Raw genomic sequence first — 20,801 nt, 5'->3', positions numbered from 1 at the left:
TTGTATCAATATATTTTTTGTTTAAAAAATTCATTTTTGATGAGTCTATTTCCTTTACAGTTTTTTAATGAAGGAGTATAGGTTTTATTACTTGTGCAAATTTTTATTTGAAGTGAAAATGAATTGTATTTACAGGACAAATCTAAAATATTAAATTTGAGAGGAAGATTATATATGTGCGGAATAGTTGGATTTATTGGTAATGAAGATGCAGCACCAATACTTGTGGAAGGACTTAGTAAACTTGAATACAGAGGATATGATTCTGCAGGCGTTGCAGTGCTTTATAATGATAATATAAATGTGGAAAAATGCAAGGGAAGGCTTTTAAATCTTGAGAACAAGCTTAAGCAAAAGCCATTGAAAGGTTGTATTGGAATAGGTCATACAAGATGGGCAACACATGGAGAGCCTTCGGATGTAAATGCACATCCACATAGTAATGCAGATGGGACTATAAGTGTAGTTCACAACGGAATAATAGAAAATTATGTTGAACTCAGAAATATGTTGAAATCGAAAGGATACAAGTTCATTTCAGATACTGATACTGAGGTTGTACCTCATCTTATAGATTATTTTTATGATGGAGATCTTACTGATGCAGTTATCAAGACTGCTTCAAAGTTAAAGGGAAGTTATGCAATAGGTGCAATTTCATCAAAAGAACCTGATAAAATTGTTGCAGTAAGAAAGGACAGCCCTTTGATAGTTGGGGTTGGGGATAAAGAGAATTTTATAGCATCTGATATACCTGCTATTTTGAACCACACAAGAGACATCTATCTTTTAAATGACAACGAATTTGTAGTTCTCGACAAAAATGGTGTAAAAATTTTAGATGACAAAAAAAATGAAATAAAAAGAGATATATTTCATGTGACATGGAATGCTGATGCTGCAGAAAAAGGCGGATACGATCATTTCATGATAAAAGAGATAAGCGAGCAGCCAAAGGCTATAAAAGATACTATGACTTCGAGAATAATGCCTGGAAAACCAGTTACTCTTGATGATATAAGTCTGACTAAAGAACAGATTGAAGATATAAATAAAATTTATATTGTAGCTTGCGGAACTGCATATCATGCAGGACTTGTAGGAAAGTATCTTATAGAAAGATTTGCAAGAATGCCTGTAGAGGTTGACGTTGCTTCGGAGTTTAGATACAGAGACCCTATGATAGATGACAAGACTTTGATGATACTTGTAAGCCAGTCAGGTGAAACTGCAGACACACTTGCAGCACTTAGAGAAGGAAAATCAAAGGGAGCAAGAACAATAGCCATTACAAATGTTGTTGGAAGCACAATATCAAGGGAAGCACATGATGTGCTTTACACATGGGCAGGCCCTGAAATTGCAGTTGCCTCAACTAAAGCTTATGTTACACAGCTTATTATAATGTATACAATATCCCTTTTCTTTGCACAAGCCAAGGGAATTTTAAAGGAAGATCAAATAGAACAACTTAAAGCTGAAATGCTGACACTTCCTGAAAAAGCAGAAGAAATTCTCAAGAAAAGTGATGTTGTTAAAAAGTTCGTTGATGAAAACTATGAGCAGAGAGATATGTTCTATATTGGAAGAGGACTTGATTTTGCCGTAGCAAAGGAAGGCTCACTAAAGGTTAAAGAAGTATCTTATATTCACTCGGAAGCTTATGAAGGCGGAGAACTCAAACACGGACCTATAGCTCTCATAGAAAATGGAACTGTAGTTGTTGCAGGAGCAACACAGAGCAAACTTAAAGAAAAGATGATAAGTAATATAAAGGAGCTTACTACAAGAGGAGCAAAGGTTCTTGGACTTGCCATGGAAGGCAGCAAGGATGTGGAGGATGCAGTTGATTCAATTATTTATCTTCCAGAAATAAATGATGTTTTTGCTCCAGTTCTCGAGGTAATTCCACTCCAGCTTCTAGGATATTATATGGCAGTTAAAAGAGGCTGTGATGTAGATAAGCCAAAGAATTTGGCAAAGTCGGTTACTGTTGAATAGAAGTTTGTAAAGATAGAGTATATGTAATTTTGAAATAAATCATAAAAGGCTAGACATTTTAAAATTAAAATGTTTAGCCTTTTTCTGTTAAATATTTTAAATTAATGAGTATAAGCTAATGTAAACATTATAAATTGTATTTATAAGTACATAAATAAACTATATTTCAAATGTAAACCTTTTTACTGTATAATATAAATGAATTCCAGATATTTTACTCTTGCAGGGTGAGGGATCTGGAATTAAATATAAAATTAATATTTTTTATATTCATAATATTTAGTTAAGGGAGGAGTTTTATGAAGAAAGGCTATATGTTTATAATTCTAACTGCATTCTTTTATAGCACACAGGAAATATCGGGTAAATTTCTTGCAAAAAACGGACATATGGATCCGTTTCAGGTAATGTTTATTGTTTTTTTGATTGGAGCAGTACTTCTGTTCCCAGCTGCTGTTAGAGATATCAAGGTTAAAAAGATTAAAATAACAGGAAAGGATATAACTTATTTTGCAGTCTGTGGAATTCTGTCGGCTACAATATCAATGTCAATGCTGCAGTTCGCCGTTACTTATACAAAAGCATCCACTGCTGCAGTTATATTCTGCACCAATGCAGTTTTTACAGTTCCATTTGCTTATTTCATATTGAAAGAAAAAATAAACAAAGCAACTATATTGTCAATGATTATATCTCTGATAGGAGTAATTGTAATTTTTAATCCTGCGGAACTGATGTCTGGTTTCAGCAGTGGCAAAGATATTCTGGGAATACTTCTTGCACTTTTAGCAGCAGTAACCTGGTCTTTATATACAGTATTGAGTAAAAAAAGGATATCTTCTTATGGAGGATATGTATTTAATTTTTTCGCTTTCTGTTTTGGAGTTATAACATTGTTTGGAATATTGATTTTTACAGGAAGACCTGTTTTTTCCGGTATAAATTTTAGTAATTTTTTAATCCTATTATATATGGGAATATTTATAAAGGCACTTGGATATGTATTCTACCTTGGTGCAGTCAGAGAAACCTCTGCAGTTACAGCATCAACTGTATTTTTGATAAAGCCTGCACTTGCATCAATACTTTCTGTAGCAATTCTCGGGGAGAGCATTGAATCAAGCATGGTGATTGGGATCTTATTTATAATTGGAGGGTCGTATATAAATTTTTTAAGCAACAAAAAGCAAGAAATTGTATCTAATATTAATACTAATAACAGCTGATGATATTTACTCATAAATATTATTTATAACTAGATAAGTAAACATTATTTCAAATGTAAATGTTTTGATTATATAATATAGTTGATTAACAAAGAAGGGGGAAATTACAATGGTAACGGACACTCAAACACAAAAACAATCGCCTATAAGCAAAACTTATGTAAAACTTGTTATAGCTGTAGCGGTTGGAATTTTAATATGGGTTTTGCCTGCACCAAAAGGTGTGGGGATTCAAGGATGGCATATGCTTGCAATTTTTATAGCAACCATAGTTGGATGTATATTAAAGCCTTTTCCAATAGGTGCTGTATCTATAATGGGTCTTACTGCCTGTGTTCTCACAAATACGGTAAGCATGAAAATTGCATTGTCTGGGTTTAGCCAGAGCAGTATATGGCTTATAGTAATGGCATTCTTTATTTCGAGAGGTTTTATAAAAACAGGGCTTGGTTCAAGAATTGCATATCAGTTTGTAAAGTTGTTTGGCAAGAAAACTCTTGGGCTGAGTTATTCAATTTTGTTTTGTGATCTTGCGATAGCACCTGCCACCCCGAGCAATACTGCGAGAGCGGGAGGAATAATTTATCCGATAGTAAAATCGTTGTCCGAATCGTTTGGATCAAAGCCTGAGGATGGAACCGAAAGAAAAATTGGAAGCTTTCTCATGTTTTCTGAATTTCATGCAGATATTATAACTTCTGCAATGTTTATGACTGCAATGGCCGCAAATCCACTTGCACAGACACTTGCATCAAGTTTTGGAGTCAATATAACATGGTTTGGATGGTTTCTTGCAGCACTGGTTCCGGGAGTTATCTCACTTATAGTAATTCCACTTGTTATATATAAAATTTATCCGCCTGAAGTTAAAAGCACTCCAAATGCAGGCGAAATTGCACAAAAAGCAATTAAGGAAATGGGCTCTCTTAAAAAGAATGAAAAATATATGTTGTTTATATTTGTTATAGTATTATTATTGTGGGTTACAGGAACAATTACTCATATAGATGCAACGCTGACAGCTCTTATCGGCCTTTCACTGCTCTTGCTTTTAGGTGTGCTTGACTGGAATGACGTTAAAAGTGAAAAAGGAGCATGGGACACGCTTATGTGGTTTTCTGTACTTGTAATGATGGCAAATGAGCTGAATAAACTTGGACTTATACCTTGGTTCAGTAAAATTGTTTCATCAAGTGTAAAAGGATTCAGTTGGCAGGTGATATTACTTGTCCTTGTTATAGCCTATTTTTACAGCCATTATATATTTGCCAGTGCAACGGCCCATGTAAGTGCAATGTATTCAGCATTTTTGGGAGTTGCCATAGCAGGAGGAGTTCCACCTATGCTTGCAGCACTTGTCCTAGGTTTCTTTGGTAATTTATTCGCTTCGACTACACATTATAGTAATGGTCCTGCCCCGCTTCTGTTTGGTTCAGGATATGTAAGTCAGAACAAATGGTGGAGTATGAATTTTATACTAGGAATAATATACATTGCAATATGGCTTGGAATAGGACCTATTTGGTATAAAGTTATAGGAATATATTAATTTATTTAATAATAAAAAATACTATTAAAAAGGAGTGTTTTACAAATGGCTACCCTTAAAGGACAGCAAATGTTAAGAAACCCGTTTTTGAACAAAGGAACTGCATTTTCAATGGAGGAAAGAAAAAAATATAATCTCATGGGACTTTTACCTGGAAAAGTGATGTCCCTTGAAGAGCAGGAAAAAGTGATTTATGAAAGAACCAAGACAATTGAGGATAACCTTGATAAACATCTTTATCTAATGAATATATATGATACAAATCGTGTTCTTTTCTACTATCTTGTATCAAAACATGTAACTGAGTTTCTACCTATTATATATACACCTACAATAGGAGATGCTGTAATCAACTATTCTAAAAATTATGATACTCCAAAGGACGCTGTTTTTCTATCGGTAGACAACTCTTATGATATAAAAGAAAGAATCAAATCATGTATGGATGATCTTGATGAAATAAAGCTTATAGTTGTAACTGATGGTGAAGGAGTTCTTGGAATAGGCGACTGGGGAGTCCAGGGTGTTGACATATCGATTGGAAAACTTGCGGTTTATACTGTAGCAGCAGGAGTTAATCCTAGAAATGTCCTTCCTGTTGTTATAGATGCAGGAACAGATAATGAGAAGCTTTTGAATGATCCTTCGTATACTGGAGACAGGCATAAAAGGATTAGAGGAAACGAGTATTATGAATTTATAGACAGGTTTGTAAAAGCATGCCTTGACATGTTTCCGGAAGTGCTTATCCATTGGGAAGACTTTGGCAGGGGAAATGCCAGAAAGATACTTGAAAAATACAGGCCTAATATATGTACCTTCAATGATGACATTCAAGGAACAGGGGTAATGATGGTGTCTGCAATGAATGCCATTGCAAGAGTTACAAAAATACCTGTAAAAGATCATAGAATTCTTGTATTTGGAGGCGGTACTGCAGGTGTTGGTGTATCAGATCAGATAATGCTTGAAAAAGTAAAAAGCGGTTTATCTTATGAAGAGGCTAAAAATCAATTTTATATTGTAGACAGACAGGGACTTTTAACAGATGATATGAAGGACTTGACAGAGGGACAGAAAAAGTATGCAAGGAGTAAGTCAGAGTTTAAAGAACCTCTTAAGGATCTTGCAGAGATAGTAAAGGTAGTAAAACCTACAGTTCTCATAGGAACTTCAGGACAGCACGGTGCATTTAAGAAGGAAGTAATTGAAAACATGGCACAAATTAATGACAGACCTGCAATTATGCCTATTTCAAATCCTACTAAACTTTGCGAAGCAAGGGCTGAGGATATTATAAATTGGAGTTGTGGACGTGCACTTGTTGTGACAGGAAGTCCATCAGATCCTGTTGAATATAAGGGGGTTGTATATAATATAGGCCAGGCAAACAATGCGCTTCTGTATCCGGGACTTGGACTTGGAATAGTGGTTGCGAAGTCAAAGGTTGTTACAGACGGCATGTTGTCTGCTGCAGCTAATGGAATAGCATCTCTTCAGGATCTCTCAAAACCGGGGGCCCCTATACTGCCTCCTGTTGCAAAGCTGAGGGAAGCTTCAAAACTTGTTGCAACTGCTGTAGTTGAGCAGGCGGTGAAAGAAGGAGTAAATCGTGCAGATATAACTGATGCGAAGAAAGCTGTGGAAGATGAAATATGGGAACCGTGTTATAGATAAGTTGATGCTTTGTAAATATGTACTTCATTATGCTTCGGGCATAATGAAGTATGTTAATATATGAAGAAAGAAGTGTTTTTATGAAATGTAAATTTGGATTTGCAGATAGGGAACTTGAGGTTTCCGTAAATGAGGAGAATTTTGCAGGGCTGCTTCATGCAAATGACATAAAAGCAAACTTAACTGGAAGTGATGAAGTTAAAAGAGCTATTCTAAATCCTATAAATTCCAAAAAACTTTCTGATATAGTGAAACACGGTGAAAAAGTAGTTATAATAACAAGTGATATAACAAGGCCAATGCCGAGTAGTATTGTAATACCTTTAGTAATCGAGGAATTGCTGAGGGCCGGAGTTGAGTATGAAGACATTACCATTGTATTTGCAGTGGGGAGTCATAGAAAGCATTCGGAAGAAGAAAAAAACATCTTGTTTCCGAAGATATATATTCAAAGGTAAAATGTATAGACAGTGACAGCAGTGATTGCGTCCACATGGGATATACAAGTCATAATACACCTGTTGATTTATTTCGTGTTGTTGCCGAGGCAGATAGAAGAATATGTCTTGGAAACATTGAATACCACTATTTTGCAGGATACAGCGGAGGAGCAAAAGCACTTATGCCGGGAGTATCTACTAGGGATGCCATACAGGCAAATCACAGCATGATGGTTAATGAAAATTCATATGCAGGAAACATAAAAACAAATCCTGTGAGAAAAGATATAGATGAAGTTGCAAAGTTTGCCGGAATAGATTTTATAGTTAATGTAGTATTGGATGAAAATAAACAGATAATAAGGGCTGTAGCAGGACATTATATTGATGCCCACAGAGAAGGCTGCAGATTTCTTGACAGTCTTTATAAGGTCAAAATAAGTGAAAAAGCGGATATAGTAATAACATCCCCAGGAGGATTTCCGAAGGACATTAATCTTTACCAGTCTCAAAAGGCTCTCGATAATGCGAAACATGCAGTTAAAAAAAGAGGTATAATAATACTTGTTGCATCGTGCAAGGAAGGATTTGGATCAAAGATATTTGAGCAATGGATACTGAATTCAAAAAAACCTGAAGATCTTGTTAAACGGATAAAAAGCAATTTTGTACTTGGAGGGCACAAGGCGGCTGCCATCGCAATGGTACTTGAAAATTGTGATATTTATCTTGTGTCGGAACTGGAAAATTATGTAGTCCAGAGTATGCATTTTAAGCCGTTTCATGATTTGCAAGGTGCACTGGATGCTGCGTTTTTTAAGATGGGAAAAGAAGCCAAAGTGTTAATGATACCGCATGGAGGTTCAATATTACCTGTGATAGAATAATTGAATGTTGATGTAATCTAAGTATTATAAAGGAGAAAGCCTATGAATATGAGAGACCTTGAATATTTCAATTGTTTATGTATTACCAAAAGTTTTACAAAAACTGCAGAAATTTTGTATGTTTCGCAGCCGTCAATAACAATGGCATTAAAAAGACTTGAAAATGAACTGGGAACCAAACTCATAATAAGGAATCATTCTCCAAAACAAATAGATCTCACGAATACGGGAAAAGCTTTTCAAAAAAGAGTAAATAATATTCTTTACGAGATAAAAGAAGCTAAAATGGAGATAGGAAGAATAAAGGGCGGCAAGATAAAATTGGGAGTACCACCGATAATAGGGGCCTATTATTTTCCGACAATAATGAAAGAACTCGCCAAAAGAAATCTAGTAAAGTATATAAAACTTGTAGAAACTGGTTCCGTAGCTATGGAGAAACTTATAAAGTCATGTGATGTTGATATTGCACTTATAGGATCTGTAAAACCGAAATTAGACAACACCTTGAAAAATCGTATCCTCGATACTGACGAATTTATGGTATGTATAAGTCGTGACAGTATACTCTCAAAAAGAGATAAAATAGATTTCATGGAACTTGCCAATCAAAAGTTTATAACACTCGGAGACGGTTATGTTCACAATCATGTCTTGAAAATACTCTGCAAAAGAAATAACATTTCAACTGATGATTTTTATTATACGGATGAAATACAAACGGCAAAATCACTTACAGCTTCAGGGCTCGGAGTTAGCCTTATGGTAAGCAAGTCTGTCAGGGATATGGATTCTATAAAAGCAATACATCTTAATGATTCTATAACCTTTTATATATCTATTGCATTTAAGAAAAATCATTATATAACTTCTGTAGAAAGAAATATAGTTGATACAATACTTACTTCAAGTAAAAAGTTCAACAAAGTTTAAAACCAATTTGAAATATAGTTTTATTTCTTGTATAATACAACTATTTGTTAAAGAACTTCATGGAGGAATATGCTATGTTTTCAATGAATGGATTTGACAATAATATACTTCAGTTTATACAAAATCATATGAGAAGTTCAGTTATGGATGAAGCAATGATTGTTGTAACATCTCTTGGAAATCTAGGAATAATATGGATTGTAATTTCAGCATTTATTTTGATTAGAAAGAAAAACAAAACTGCGGTCATAGGGGTTTTATGTGCGATGCTTCTTGGAACTATTCTGGGACAGGAGATATTAAAGAATATAATACAAAGGCCAAGACCTTTCTTAGAATCCAGTGTAATTAACATGATTATTGAAAAACCAGTTTCATATTCTTTTCCTTCTGGACATACGACTGCAGCATTTGCGGCTGCAGGAATTTTGTCGAAGTATTTTAAGAAGTATTCTGTACTTTTTTTTACAATTGCTATTTTGATAGGATTCTCAAGATTATATTTATACGTACACTATCCTACTGATGTTATTGCAGGAGCAATTCTTGGATTAGTATGCAGCAGAATAGTGTACAATGGATTAAATAGGAATAAGGTAATTAAGAAGAGTTAGAGTTATTTTGAAAGATGAGCTGTATTGTTTAGAGTATATAAAACGGGAGCATGATCATCGCTGAAAACTAGCTCTGTTACAGAAGTATTTGTCAAAAACATATTGTGGTACATTCCCGGATCTAAATTAAAGATAGCCAAGATAGCTGCTTTTAATATACCTCCGTGGGCTACCACAAGTATTTTTTTGTATTTGTTTTTGGATACAATATCAATAAGTGCCTTTTTGATTCTATCACAAGCATTTTTTAAATGCATTTCTCCTTCATACAAAACAGCATCACCGGGATTTTTTTTCCATACTTCAAATTGTTCTTCATAGCTGTTTTCTATTTCATCTATGGTAAGGCCTTCCCAGAGGCCAAAATTTATTTCACGCAGGTCATTAACAATTATAGGTTTGGTTTCACTTTTGGCTGCAATTATTTCTGCAGTTTTCCTTGCACGTTTAAGCGGACTTGCATATACACAATCAAAATTTCCATTTAAGTATTCCGAGAGATGTTCAGCTTGCTTTATGCCTTCATCCGATAATTCGATGTCAGAGCATCCCTGAAATTTTCCAAGTTTATTCCATGGAGTTTGTCCATGTCTTATCAATAATAATTTTGTCTCCATATGTATACCTCCTAAATATTTAGCACCTATTAAATAGTAAAATATTTTAACATTTAAGTCAAACAGCGATGCTATAGACTTATTTTTAAAATGGATAAAAGATAATGAAAAATATTTTATTGACAAAATTAATTTGCGTGTGGTATTATTTAATTAATTTAATATGAAAATTCTTATCACGAGAGGTGGAGGGACTGGCCCAATGATGCCCGGCAACCTGATTTGCTTTCCATGGTGCCAATTCCAGCAGGTATTAAGTCACCTGAAAGATGAGAAACTTGAAGATACTTTCTTGTAACTCATTTCAAGAAGGTTTTTTATTTTATAAAAAGTTATGACCAAAATGGTTAAAACGAAAAAGAATTGATTGTATATTTTACGTAAAATAATAAGGAGGAAATTTATGAATATAAAGGTAAACGGAGAAGAGAAAACTATAAAAGACGGTGTAACAATTACTGAAATCTTGAAGATAGAAAATGTGGAAATGCCGGAGATGGTTTCTGTTCAGCTTAATGATGAATTTTTAGATAGAGATAAATTTGACGCTGTTGTTTTGAAAGAAAATGATAGGATAGACTTTTTGTATTTTATGGGGGGTGGAAGTTTTGGATTTTAGCGAAGATCAGATAGAAAGGTATTCGAGACACATAATATTGTCTGAAGTTGGAGTTGAGGGACAGGAAGAACTTTTAAATTCAAAGGTTCTAGTTATAGGAACCGGAGGACTTGGAGCGCCAGCAGCCATGTATCTTGCAGCGGCAGGAATTGGTACAATAGGGCTTGTAGACGGTGATGTGGTGGATCTTTCAAATCTTCAAAGACAGATAATACATCAGACAAAAGATGTAGGAAAACCAAAAGTACAGTCAGGAATGGAAACTATAAATGAACTCAATCCGGATGTAAATGTAGTAACTTATAATGAACTTGTGGATTCGAGTAATATTTTAGATATAATAAAGGATAAGGACTATGATTTTATAATAGATGGAACAGATAATTTTCCTTCAAAGTTTCTTATAAATGATGCGTGTGTACTTGCAAAAAAGCCTTTTTCTCATGGAGGCATAATAAGATTTCAGGGACAGCTTACGACTTATATACCAGATAATGGTACGCCATGCTATAGGTGTATATTCCAGTCACCGCCACCAGCAGGAGTTGTACCGACATGCAGGGAGGCGGGCGTTCTCGGAGTGATGGGCGGAGTTGTAGGAACACTTCAGGCAACCGAGGCTCTTAAATATTTACTCGGCCTTGGTGATAATCTTGCAGGATATCTTTTGACTTATAATGCACTTACAATGAATTTTAGAAAAATAAAAGTATCAAAAAATAAAAAATGCGGAATATGCAGTGAAAATCCTAAAATAAAGAACCTTATAGATTATGAACAGGCGGCTTGTGATTTGAAAAATGGTAATTTAAAAGGGTGATTGATTATGATTTATTTTGATAAAATTGAGTATAGTAAAATTATAAGACAGGCAAAAGAAGAATTCCCAAATGAGTGTTGTGGATATATTGGAGGACACAAAGACGAGAAAGGGGACGTATATATAGACAGGGTATATTCCTTAACCAATATGGATCACAGCAGTGAACATTTTTCAATGGATCCAAAGGAACAGTTTGCTGTTGTGAAGCTTATAAGAAGTGAAGGATTTGTTATGATTGGAAACTATCATTCACATCCATATTCACCTTCAAGGCCGTCAGAGGAAGACAAAAAACTTGCATTTGATCCGGGAATATTATATGGAATACTTTCTCTTCAAAAGAAAGAGCCTGTTTTTAACTTTTTCAAGGTTGACAAGGACAAAAATGTTGAAAAACTTGAATATAAATTTACTTAAAATAAAAATATAAGTTTGTTAAGGAGTGTGATATTTATGATAGATATAAGCCAGGATAATTATGATTCCATAGAATCTATAAAAGAAAAATCCAAACAGTATGCCGAAAAAAGCATAAATCCTGTCAGATTCAAGGCGTTTAGAGTATCCATGGGGTTGTATGAACAGAGAGAAAAAGAGACATATATGCTGAGGACTAGAATACCTGGAGGAGTTATAACATTAAAACAGTTTCAATGTATAAGCGACCTGGCAAAGAAATATGCAAATGGGAAAATAAAATTTACTTCGAGACAGGACATACAATTTCACGGTGTAAGCCTGGATTCAGCTTATCCTTTGATGGATGCACTTGTAAAAGTAGGAATAATAACAAAGGGAACAGGTGGAAACACTGTAAGAAATATCGAATGTTCACCACTTTCGGGAGTATCTATCGATGATGTATTTGATGTAACGCCATATATGAAAGCGGCTACAAACTATCTTATCAAGGATCCTACAACAATGAACATGCCTAGAAAATATAAAATAGCATTTTCAAACAGCCCTGAAGATACCGGTAATGCAGCTATGTCAGACCTTGGCTTTATTGCAAAGATAGTGGATGGGAAAAAGGGATTTGTGCTGTATGGAGCAGGTGGCTTTGGAGGAAATCCAAGAGTATCTATAAAACTTAGAGATTTTATAAATGCAGAGGATATATTGTACTATATACAGGCTATGAAAAATGTATTTGAAGCAGAGGGTGACAGGACTAACAAACACAAGGCACGAATAAGATATATACTTATGAGGCTCGGACAGGAAAAATTCATAGAGTTGTTTGAAAGTGAAGTGGAAAAACTCAAGAAAGAGGGCGGACTTGAAGTAAAAGTAAAGGAAGATGAGTTCATAGTCAACAAAACAGAACGGTTTGTGAAAAACGTGGAAATATCGAAAGAACTTGAAAATATACTTTTCCCTCAGAAACAGCCTGGATTTTATTCAGTTTATGTACATCCGCAAAGCGGGAATCTGGAAGTTTCGAATTTAGATAGTGTACTTGATTTTATAGCACAGCTTGATTATGAAATTTCAATTAGAATTACAAATACACAGGCATTTTTTATACGAGATTTGAAAGAGAAGGATGCTGAGAAACTTATAGATATAATAGGAAAGTTTACCTCGATATATGCAATGGATAATTCAGTAACATGTGTTGGAGCGTCTACCTGTCAGCTTGGACTTTGCCTTTCACAAAATCTTCTTCAGGCAATAAAAGAGAAATTTAAAAATGAAACATCCGAGGTTAGATGCGCACTTCCTAGATTATTTATATCGGGATGTCCTAATTCATGTGCTCAGCATGAAAAAGCAGTTATCGGACTTCATGGAAGGGCAAAGAGAACTGATGATGGCCTTATACCAATGTATCAGATATCTTTTGGTGGAAAACTTGGAGAAAACCCGAGGATGGGAGAAGCTTATGGTGATATTCCTGCTAAAAAAGTTCCAGAATTTTTGCATGAACTTGCATATCTCAAGCTTAATTCAGGATGTGAAAATTTTTATGACTTTATAGAAAAGAATAATTCGGATATAAGAACTCTATTTAAAGAGTACACAGATGTGGATAAATTCAAGGGAGATTCGGGTATATACTTTGATTTTGGTTCCTGCGAGAAATTTTCACTTAAAGGGCGTGGACCGGGAGAATGCAGCACTGGTGTTATGGATGTAATTAATTTGGATCTTTCAAATGCAAAAACAGCTCTCGACAAATATAGAAATACGAAAGACAATAAGGATTTGTATGCGTCGGCACTTGCATCTGCAAGAACACTTCTTGTTCTTAGAGGGGTTGATACAAATAAGGACAGGGAGATATTTGCACAATTTGCAAAGAACTTTGTGAATGCAGGATATGTGAAAAAATCGGTTAAAGATTTATTTGACACTCTAATAGATTTTAAAATTGGGGATATAGACGATATTTCAGATAAAATTGATGAAGTTGAGTACCTTTTCAATAAAGTAAATGACATGTATAAGTCATTGGATGGAAAACTTGAAATAACACTTGCAAAAGAAAATGAAACAGTTTCGAAAGCTGTAAATACTGAAAACAATTCTGAAGCTGAAAATGACACTGAAGTTGTAGATTTCAGAGGAGTAAAGTGTCCCATAAATTTTGTCAAGGTTAAAATTGAACTTTCAAAAATAAGGTCCGGCGAGAAAAAAGGATTTTACATTGATGATGGAGATCCTATAAACAATGTTCCGGAAAGTGTTAAAAAAGAGGGTCATAAGATAGTTTCAATAGACAAAAATTATGATGGATACAATTTACTTGTAATAGAAAAGAAATAGATAGAATCTTTTTATGGGTACCTTTGAGATTTGAGGTGAAATTATGAAATTCGATACTAAACTGATACATGGAAATTTGAATATAGATTATACCGGTTCTACAAATACGCCGGTGTACCTTACGAATGCATATGCGTATACCAGCGCTGAAAAGCTTGAAAATATATTTAATGGAAAGGCTATGGGATATGCGTATACGAGGATGTCAAATCCTACGGTAATGTCCTTTGAAAGAAGAATGGCAAGTCTTGAAAATGGATTTGTTGCAACAGCTGCAGCATCTGGAATGAGTGCAATTTATCTTGTAATAATGAACACAGTTGCTCCAGGAGATGAAATAATTGCATCAAGTGGATTGTATGGAGGAACTTATACGCTTATAAGAAATCTTACTTCGCTGGGCATAAAAGTAAAATTTTTAGATGATATTACAAGAGAGTCACTTCAAGAGGAGATAACTGAAAATACAAAGCTCGTGTTTGCAGAAACCATAGGAAATCCGAAACTTGATATACTCGATATCGAAGGCATTGCTGGAATATGCAGTCTAAATGATATAATTTTTGCAGTGGATTCCACAATAACAACTCCTTATCTTATAAGACCTCTTGAGCATGGAGTGGATATTGTCGTGCATTCTGCCTCCAAGTATATAAATGGAACGTCCAACTCAATAGGTGGAATTATAATAGACGGAGGAAGTAGCAAATATAGAAGTCCAAAGCATAAAGGCTTTGCAGCTTATGCAAAACAGTATGGGAAAATGGCATTTACGGCAAAATTGAAAGACACGATAGGAAGAGATGTAGGACCTGCCATGTCACCTTCTACAGCCTTTCTGAATTTAACCGGAATTGAGACTCTTTCACTTAGGATGGAGAGACACTGTAAAAATGCCCTTGAAATTGCGAGATATCTTGAGAAGCAGGATAAAGTTGATGCGGTAAACTATCCTGGACTTGAAAGTTCGAAGTATCATTGCCTTGCTGAGAAATATTATAAAAAGGGTGCGGGGAGTATACTTACGTTTAGACTTGGCAGTAAGGAAAGGGCATATAAGTTTTTAAACAGTTTAAAACTTATATTGAATCTTACGAATATAGGTGATACTAAAACTATAATAATACATCCGGCATCTACAATATGTGCAAACAACACGGATAAGGAAAGACAGCAGATGGGTGTGTATGATGACTTGGTAAGACTATCTGTGGGTATAGAAGATACGGATGACATAAAAGAAGATATAAAAAATGCACTTTCACAAATATAAAAAAAGTTTGAAATTTATATTGACAATTAAAATTCAAGAATGTATAGTAAACATATATTTAATACAAATTTAATATTGAACTTCTTATCAAGAGAGGCGGAGGGACTGGCCCTATGATGTCCGGCAACCTGAATGAATTTTTATTCGACGGTGCTAATTCCAGCAGGTGAAACCTGAAAGATGAGAAACATTGATAATTCTTACTTCTTACAGTTTCACTGTAGGAAGTTTTTATTTTTTAATTAAAAAGGAGAGATAGGAATGAGCAAAGAGAGAAAATTGTCATTTGAAACATTACAGGTTCATGCAGGACAGGTACCGGATCCTGCAACAGGAGCAAGGGCGGTTCCAATATACCAAACCACATCTTTTGTTTTTAAAGATGCAGACGAGGCAGCTGATTTTTTTCAGCTTAAGAAACCGGGAAATGTTTACGGAAGAATAATGAATCCAACAGAAGATGTATTTGAAAAGAGAGTTGCAGCTCTTGAAGGCGGAAGTGCAGGACTTGCAACAGCATCCGGACTTGCAGCAATACTTTATGCAGTTTTGAATGTTGCGAGTGCAGGAGACAACATAGTTGCAGCAAGCACTTTGTACGGTGGGACATATGAGTTGTTTTCAGTAACACTTAAAAAACTTGGAATTGATGTTGTATTTGTTGATCCCGATGATCCTGAAAACATAAGAAAAGCCATAAATGACAAGACGAAAGCTGTTTATGCAGAAACGATAGGAAATCCAAAGATAAATATTCTTGACATAGAGGCTGTAGCAAATGTAGCACATGACAACAAAATACCTTTTATCATAGACAATACATTTGGAACCCCATATCTTGTAAGACCAATAGAATATGGTGCAGACGTAGTTGTACATTCCGCTACAAAATTCATAGGAGGACATGGAACAACTCTTGGTGGAATAATAGTGGACGGAGGAAAATTCGACTGGGCCGGAAGCGGAAAGTTCCCTGATTTCACAACACCTGATGAAAGTTATAACGGACTTGTATATGCAGATCTTGGTCCTACTGCTTTTGCAACAAAAGCAAGAGTACAGCTGCTTAGAAATACAGGAGCGACCTTAAGTCCACAAAGTGCATTTTATTTCCTTTTAGGACTTGAATCACTTTCGCTTAGAGTTGAAAGACATGTAGAAAATACAAGGAAAATAGTTGAATTTTTAAGCAACCATCCAAAAGTTGCATGGGTAAACTATCCGGAACTTGAAGGAAATCCATACAAAGAGCTTGCAAAGAAGTATTTGCCAAAGGGAGCAGGTTCAATTTTCACCTTTGGTATAAAAGGAGGACTTGAAGCAGGGAAGAAGTTTATAAACAGTCTTGAACTTTTCTCTCTCCTTGCAAATGTGGCAGATGCAAAATCACTTGTAATCCATCCTGCAAGCACAACACATGCAGAACTTAATGAAGAGCAGCAGAGAGCAGCCGGGATAACTCCGGATCTCATAAGACTTTCAATAGGAGTTGAAGGTGCGGACGATCTTATATATGATTTGAATCAGGCGCTTTCTAAAGTTTGATATGACTTTAAAAGAGAATAATTAGATACAGCAGACCTATCCAAATTGGATGGGTCTGATTTTTATAAATATACTTGTAAATGCTATAATGTCTATATATAGATTACTTTTGGAGGAAAAGGGATGATTAATTTAACATGCAAGCGTCAGTTTGTATATAAACATACCCTGGGTCTTGTAGCTGCAGCCGTAAAGTCAATAGAAAATTATCTGGAAACATATCTATGATCAAATAGCAAGACCAGAATATGAAAATACCGATGGTACGGTATATCTAAATAAAAAAAGCTTCACACCGATAAGGGATGGAAAAGATAAAATGCTGGCTGTAGTTATAATGCTTAAAGATATTCAAAAGGTATATAATATGGTAAATAAATATACTGGAATGAGAGCAAGATACAGTTTTTCGGATATACTGGGTTGAAGCAGATGCATGATGAGGCTTAAGAAATATGCAGTTAGCATTTCAGACAGTCACTCTACTGTACTTATAGAGGGTGAAAGTGAAAATCTTGAAATACCAAGAGAAGAATGGGGATGCGGAATGGCCCATAAGACAATAAAAGGTGGATTATGTCCTGGTGGAAGGCTAAGAATGGAGAGATTGATTGATCTTGTAAGACACAATCGTGTTGATTCTGGAAAGCTTGTTACATATGTGTACCATGGTTTTGACCATATAGAGGAAGCACTTCTTCTTATGAAAAATAAGCCAAAGGATTTAATAAAACCAGTAGTTATATTGTAGATTAAATAAAAGAGCTGCCCGAGGCAGCTCTTTTATTTAATGAATCATTTTTGCATGGACATGTATTTGTCACTTGATGATATTATTAAATTAGTGTTGTTCTTTTCAATGAATTCCACGTAATTATCCTGAGGTTTTTTGTCTGTTATGATATAATCTACGTTATCCATGGAACAATATGTCATTAAAGAGGAAATCCCAAATTTTGAGTGATCTACAAGAACGTATACAGTATGACTCTTTTGTACAACAAGTTTTTTTATCTCATATTCCTGCATTGAACTGTTTGTTATGCCATTTTTTATTGATATTCCCGTGGAAGCCATGAAAGCCTTGTTTATGTTATATTTTTTAAGAAGTTCAATGGTATCGGAACCTACAAAAGAATTTGCTTTTCTTATGAGATTTCCACCAGTTGAAATTACATTCAAATTTTCATACTTTACGCATTTATTAATAAAATTAAGGTTGTTGCTTATTACAGTTACATTTTTTTTGACTTTGAGAAAGTCTGCGAGATTCAATGTAGTAGTACCTGAATCTACAAAGATTATATCTCCGTTGGATACTAATTTCGCGGCTTCTTCAGCTATCAAAGATTTCGAATATATATTCTTTATTTGTCTTGTGTCAAAAGGAACAAGGGAACTGGAATTTGCAGATACGCCGCCATATACTTTTCGTATTGTACCCTTTTGAACAAGTTCGTTTATATCACGTCTTATTGTATTTTTGGAAACGTTGAATACAGTAGCTAGTTTGTCAAGCGATACAGTATTGTTGTCCAGTATATATTCCTCTATTTTCTGTATTCTTCTTAGTTTCATGATGACCTCCCAAAGAGATATTATTCTTGTTAATTTATATTATATATAAAAAAATCAAAAAGGTAAACAATTTACTCAAAATATAATCATAAAATACCTTATATCATAAAATTTTATAATTTTAAACAATTTGTATTGACAACCATAAAGTGTAAGTGATAATATCTAATCAAAAGATAATCATAACTTAATCAAAAAATAATCGATATATGAGGAGGGAATAAAACTTGAGCAATTTATTTTTAATGCCGAGGTACATTTTTTCCGGAGAAGGGGCACTTGAGAAAGCTGGAAACAGTGTAAAGCTGCTTGGTGGCAAAGCCCTTATTGTCACCGACGATGTCATGCTAAAGATAGGAAGTGCTCAAAAGATAACATCTTTTTTAGATGCACTTTCCATAAAGTACTCTGTGTATCATGAAGTTAATGGTGAGCCCACAGATCGTATGGTTGAAGGTGGAATTAAAAAGTACAAAGAAGAAAACTGTAATTTTTTAATTGCACTGGGTGGAGGCAGTCCTATTGATACAATGAAAGCCATAGGTGCAATGATAACGAATTCAGGAGAGATTACAGACTATCTCGGAAAAACTATTGAGAACAAAACACCACCTATGGTTGCAATTCCTACCACTGCCGGTACTGGTTCTGAGGCTACACAATTTACAATAATAACAGATACTCGAAGAAATATAAAAATGCTTTTGAAAGGTCCATATCTTATACCGGCTATTGCCATAATAGATCCTGCTTTTACAGCTTCATCTCCTAAAAATGTAACTTCAGCTACAGGGATTGATGCTCTTACTCATGCTATAGAATCATATACTTCAAAACTTGTTCAGCCAATGTCAGAAATATTTTCAATATCAGCAGTAAAAAAAATATTCAAAAATTTATTGAATGCATATAATTCTGGCTCAGATATGAATGCAAGAAGTGAAATGTCAATAGCGGCACTTCAAGCAGGCATAGCGTTTAACAATTCCTCTGTGACTATAGTTCATGGAATGAGCAGACCTATAGGCGCACTTTTTCATGTACCTCACGGGCTTTCAAATGCAATGCTTTTGCCGGACTGTCTTGAATTTATAATGCCTGGTGTTCCTGAAAAATTTTGTGATCTGGCAAAAGAAATTGGAGTCTATAAAGACGGCATGAGTGACATGGAAGGAGGAAAGGCTTTCATATCTGAGGTTAGAGAGCTCTGTAATAATTTAAATGTACAAACTCCTGAACAATTTGGAGTGGATAAGAAAAAGTTTTTTTCTAATTTGGACAAGATGGCGGAGGATGCCCTTGAAAGTGGAAGTCCACAAAATGCTGTAAGGAAGGTTAGTAAGCAAGAGATAATTGACATATATAAAGGTTTATGGAAGTAGGTGAGATGCTATGTCGCTTGTAAGACTAAAGGAATTAATGGAGGAAGCTGAAAAAGGAAAATATGCAGTTGGAGCTTTCAGTGTTGCAAATATGGAAATGGTAATTGGAGCCGTAAAAGCTGCAGAAGAGTTGAAATCTCCAATAATACTCCAAATTGCAGAAAGCAGGCTTAAACATTCGCCTCTTTATCTCATGGGACCTGTAATGCTTGCAGCTGCAAAAAAAGCAAAAGTTCCAATCGGAGTACATCTTGATCATGGGGTTACTTTCAGGTGTATAGATGAGGCATTAAGCCTTGGTTTTACGTCTGTTATGATAGATGGTTCAAGATATGATTTTGATAAAAATGTGGAAATTACAAAGAAAGTTGTTATGAGGGCGAAAAGTTGTGGTGTATGTGTTGAGGGCGAAATCGGCCGTGTAGGTGGAAGTGAGGATGGTTCAGATGATATATCCTGCATGTATGCAGATCCCGATCAGGCTGTGGATTTTTTAAGAAGTACCGGTCTTGATGCCCTTGCGGTTGGGATAGGCAATGCTCATGGTGTATACAAGGGAACTCCGAAGTTGAATTTTGGTGTGCTTGAAAGGATTAGAAAGAAAGAAAAAGCCTATCTTGTACTTCATGGTGGATCAGGGATAAGTGCAGATGACTTTAGAAGGTGCATTTCTCTTGGAATGAGAAAAATAAATATAGCTACCGCCACTTTTATGTCAGTGGCTGCAAAAGTAGGATCAATGATTGGAAAATATGACGATAACGATTATTTTAGACTTCATGAAGCAGAAATAGAGGGAGCCTACCTGAATGTTAAAAAACATATAGAAATTTTTCAAAGCGATAATAAAGCTTAAGGAGGGAGA

The 20,801-nt window shown here is 35.0% G+C and carries 17 protein-coding genes, 2 pseudogenes and 2 riboswitches; of the genes and pseudogenes, 17 read left to right on the top strand and 2 right to left on the bottom strand.

Features of this window, described 5'->3' with window-relative positions:
• Positions 1-174: 174 nt before the first annotated feature.
• From glmS to AC4CVH_RS10015, 8 genes and pseudogenes are all read left to right on the top strand, one after another.
• Positions 175-2,001 (top strand): glutamine--fructose-6-phosphate transaminase (isomerizing), encoded by a 1,827-nt coding sequence (glmS, locus tag AC4CVH_RS10050; protein WP_490787627.1) that lies wholly within the window; start codon positions 175-177, stop codon positions 1,999-2,001.
• A gap of 299 nt (positions 2,002-2,300) precedes the next feature.
• Positions 2,301-3,227, top strand: coding sequence for a DMT family transporter (locus tag AC4CVH_RS10045; RefSeq protein ID WP_490787626.1), 927 nt, complete (start codon positions 2,301-2,303; stop codon positions 3,225-3,227).
• A gap of 109 nt (positions 3,228-3,336) precedes the next feature.
• Positions 3,337-4,776 (top strand): anion permease, encoded by a 1,440-nt coding sequence (locus tag AC4CVH_RS10040; RefSeq protein ID WP_490787625.1) that lies wholly within the window; start codon positions 3,337-3,339, stop codon positions 4,774-4,776.
• A 45-nt stretch (positions 4,777-4,821) separates the two neighbouring features.
• Entirely contained in the window at positions 4,822-6,453 is a 1,632-nt protein-coding gene (locus AC4CVH_RS10035) for an NAD-dependent malic enzyme (RefSeq protein ID WP_490787624.1), read from the top strand.
• Between the two features lie 50 nt (positions 6,454-6,503).
• Positions 6,504-7,081: pseudogene (locus AC4CVH_RS10030) on the top strand (lactate racemase domain-containing protein); the annotation flags it as partial.
• The gene (locus AC4CVH_RS10025; protein WP_490787692.1) at positions 7,076-7,780 is read left to right on the top strand and encodes a nickel-dependent lactate racemase family protein; all 705 of its coding nucleotides are present in this window, start codon (positions 7,076-7,078) and stop codon (positions 7,778-7,780) included. The pseudogene AC4CVH_RS10030 and the gene AC4CVH_RS10025, both read left to right, overlap by 6 nt.
• A 42-nt stretch (positions 7,781-7,822) precedes the next feature.
• Positions 7,823-8,713 carry a LysR family transcriptional regulator gene (locus AC4CVH_RS10020; RefSeq protein WP_490787623.1) on the top strand — a complete coding sequence of 297 codons (891 nt, stop codon included), beginning with the start codon at positions 7,823-7,825 and terminating at the stop codon, positions 8,711-8,713.
• A 74-nt stretch (positions 8,714-8,787) separates the two neighbouring features.
• Positions 8,788-9,327 carry a phosphatase PAP2 family protein gene (locus AC4CVH_RS10015; protein WP_490787622.1) on the top strand — a complete coding sequence of 180 codons (540 nt, stop codon included), beginning with the start codon at positions 8,788-8,790 and terminating at the stop codon, positions 9,325-9,327.
• A 2-nt stretch (positions 9,328-9,329) separates the two neighbouring features.
• Here AC4CVH_RS10015 and AC4CVH_RS10010 read toward each other — a convergent pair whose 3' ends face one another.
• Positions 9,330-9,944 carry a histidine phosphatase family protein gene (locus AC4CVH_RS10010; RefSeq protein WP_490787621.1) on the bottom strand — a complete coding sequence of 205 codons (615 nt, stop codon included), beginning with the start codon at positions 9,942-9,944 and terminating at the stop codon, positions 9,330-9,332.
• Positions 9,945-10,114: 170 nt separating this feature from the next.
• Positions 10,115-10,220: riboswitch (SAM riboswitch) on the top strand.
• 127 nt (positions 10,221-10,347) lie between these two features.
• Here AC4CVH_RS10010 and thiS point away from each other — a divergent pair.
• The 7 genes and pseudogenes from thiS to AC4CVH_RS09975 form a co-directional block, all read left to right on the top strand.
• On the top strand, positions 10,348-10,563 hold the full coding sequence (gene thiS, locus AC4CVH_RS10005; protein ID WP_490787620.1) for a sulfur carrier protein ThiS: 216 nt from the start codon (positions 10,348-10,350) through the stop codon (positions 10,561-10,563).
• Positions 10,553-11,383, top strand: coding sequence for a HesA/MoeB/ThiF family protein (locus AC4CVH_RS10000; RefSeq protein WP_490787619.1), 831 nt, complete (start codon positions 10,553-10,555; stop codon positions 11,381-11,383). The genes thiS and AC4CVH_RS10000 overlap by 11 nt, the downstream gene beginning before the upstream one ends.
• Before the next feature lie 6 nt (positions 11,384-11,389).
• Positions 11,390-11,803 carry a M67 family metallopeptidase gene (locus tag AC4CVH_RS09995; protein WP_490787618.1) on the top strand — a complete coding sequence of 138 codons (414 nt, stop codon included), beginning with the start codon at positions 11,390-11,392 and terminating at the stop codon, positions 11,801-11,803.
• Positions 11,804-11,839: 36 nt separating this feature from the next.
• Positions 11,840-14,158, top strand: a complete 2,319-nt coding sequence (locus tag AC4CVH_RS09990; RefSeq protein WP_490787617.1) for a ferredoxin-like domain-containing protein — start codon at positions 11,840-11,842, stop codon at positions 14,156-14,158.
• A gap of 43 nt (positions 14,159-14,201) precedes the next feature.
• Positions 14,202-15,431 (top strand): O-acetylhomoserine aminocarboxypropyltransferase/cysteine synthase family protein, encoded by a 1,230-nt coding sequence (locus tag AC4CVH_RS09985; RefSeq protein WP_490787616.1) that lies wholly within the window; start codon positions 14,202-14,204, stop codon positions 15,429-15,431.
• Positions 15,432-15,512: 81 nt separating this feature from the next.
• A riboswitch (SAM riboswitch) is annotated at positions 15,513-15,618 on the top strand.
• Between the two features lie 74 nt (positions 15,619-15,692).
• A complete protein-coding gene (locus tag AC4CVH_RS09980) occupies positions 15,693-16,976 on the top strand; it encodes an O-acetylhomoserine aminocarboxypropyltransferase/cysteine synthase family protein (protein ID WP_490787615.1) in 1,284 nt (427 codons plus the stop codon).
• A gap of 499 nt (positions 16,977-17,475) precedes the next feature.
• Positions 17,476-17,727: pseudogene (locus AC4CVH_RS09975) on the top strand (NAD(P)-dependent alcohol dehydrogenase); the annotation flags it as partial.
• A gap of 44 nt (positions 17,728-17,771) precedes the next feature.
• Here the strand turns inward: AC4CVH_RS09975 and AC4CVH_RS09970 are convergent.
• A complete protein-coding gene (locus AC4CVH_RS09970; RefSeq protein ID WP_490787614.1) occupies positions 17,772-18,554 on the bottom strand; it encodes a DeoR/GlpR family DNA-binding transcription regulator in 783 nt (260 codons plus the stop codon).
• A 227-nt stretch (positions 18,555-18,781) separates the two neighbouring features.
• On the opposite strand from AC4CVH_RS09970, the gene AC4CVH_RS09965 reads away from it, so the two are divergent.
• Together AC4CVH_RS09965 and AC4CVH_RS09960 are read left to right on the top strand one after the other, a co-directional pair.
• Positions 18,782-19,936, top strand: a complete 1,155-nt coding sequence (locus tag AC4CVH_RS09965) for an iron-containing alcohol dehydrogenase (protein WP_490787613.1) — start codon at positions 18,782-18,784, stop codon at positions 19,934-19,936.
• Positions 19,937-19,946: 10 nt separating this feature from the next.
• Positions 19,947-20,792: a class II fructose-bisphosphate aldolase gene (locus AC4CVH_RS09960; protein WP_490787612.1), complete on the top strand. Its 846-nt coding sequence runs from the start codon at positions 19,947-19,949 to the stop codon at positions 20,790-20,792.
• Positions 20,793-20,801: the final 9 nt, after the last annotated feature.

It is taken from the genome of Clostridium pabulibutyricum (assembly GCF_058242705.1).
Note: the sequence above shows the minus strand (reverse complement) of the source record. Positions and strands in the feature narration are given on the sequence as shown.

Excerpts from the sequence above, each read along its gene's own strand:
- AC4CVH_RS09980 (WP_490787615.1), top strand. The coding sequence starts at position 15,693 with ATGAGCAAAGAGAGAAAATTGTCATTTGAAACATTACAGGTTCATGCA.
- AC4CVH_RS09960 (WP_490787612.1), top strand. The coding sequence starts at position 19,947 with ATGTCGCTTGTAAGACTAAAGGAATTAATGGAGGAAGCTGAAAAAGGA.
- AC4CVH_RS10015 (WP_490787622.1), top strand. The coding sequence starts at position 8,788 with ATGTTTTCAATGAATGGATTTGACAATAATATACTTCAGTTTATACAA.
- AC4CVH_RS09985 (WP_490787616.1), top strand. The coding sequence starts at position 14,202 with ATGAAATTCGATACTAAACTGATACATGGAAATTTGAATATAGATTAT.
- thiS (WP_490787620.1), top strand. The coding sequence starts at position 10,348 with ATGAATATAAAGGTAAACGGAGAAGAGAAAACTATAAAAGACGGTGTA.
- AC4CVH_RS09990 (WP_490787617.1), top strand. The coding sequence starts at position 11,840 with ATGATAGATATAAGCCAGGATAATTATGATTCCATAGAATCTATAAAA.
- AC4CVH_RS10040 (WP_490787625.1), top strand. The coding sequence starts at position 3,337 with ATGGTAACGGACACTCAAACACAAAAACAATCGCCTATAAGCAAAACT.
- AC4CVH_RS10020 (WP_490787623.1), top strand. The coding sequence starts at position 7,823 with ATGAATATGAGAGACCTTGAATATTTCAATTGTTTATGTATTACCAAA.
- AC4CVH_RS10035 (WP_490787624.1), top strand. The coding sequence starts at position 4,822 with ATGGCTACCCTTAAAGGACAGCAAATGTTAAGAAACCCGTTTTTGAAC.
- AC4CVH_RS10010 (WP_490787621.1), bottom strand. The coding sequence starts at position 9,944 with ATGGAGACAAAATTATTATTGATAAGACATGGACAAACTCCATGGAAT.
- AC4CVH_RS09995 (WP_490787618.1), top strand. The coding sequence starts at position 11,390 with ATGATTTATTTTGATAAAATTGAGTATAGTAAAATTATAAGACAGGCA.
- glmS (WP_490787627.1), top strand. The coding sequence starts at position 175 with ATGTGCGGAATAGTTGGATTTATTGGTAATGAAGATGCAGCACCAATA.
- AC4CVH_RS10045 (WP_490787626.1), top strand. The coding sequence starts at position 2,301 with ATGAAGAAAGGCTATATGTTTATAATTCTAACTGCATTCTTTTATAGC.
- AC4CVH_RS10025 (WP_490787692.1), top strand. The coding sequence starts at position 7,076 with ATGCCGGGAGTATCTACTAGGGATGCCATACAGGCAAATCACAGCATG.
- AC4CVH_RS09970 (WP_490787614.1), bottom strand. The coding sequence starts at position 18,554 with ATGAAACTAAGAAGAATACAGAAAATAGAGGAATATATACTGGACAAC.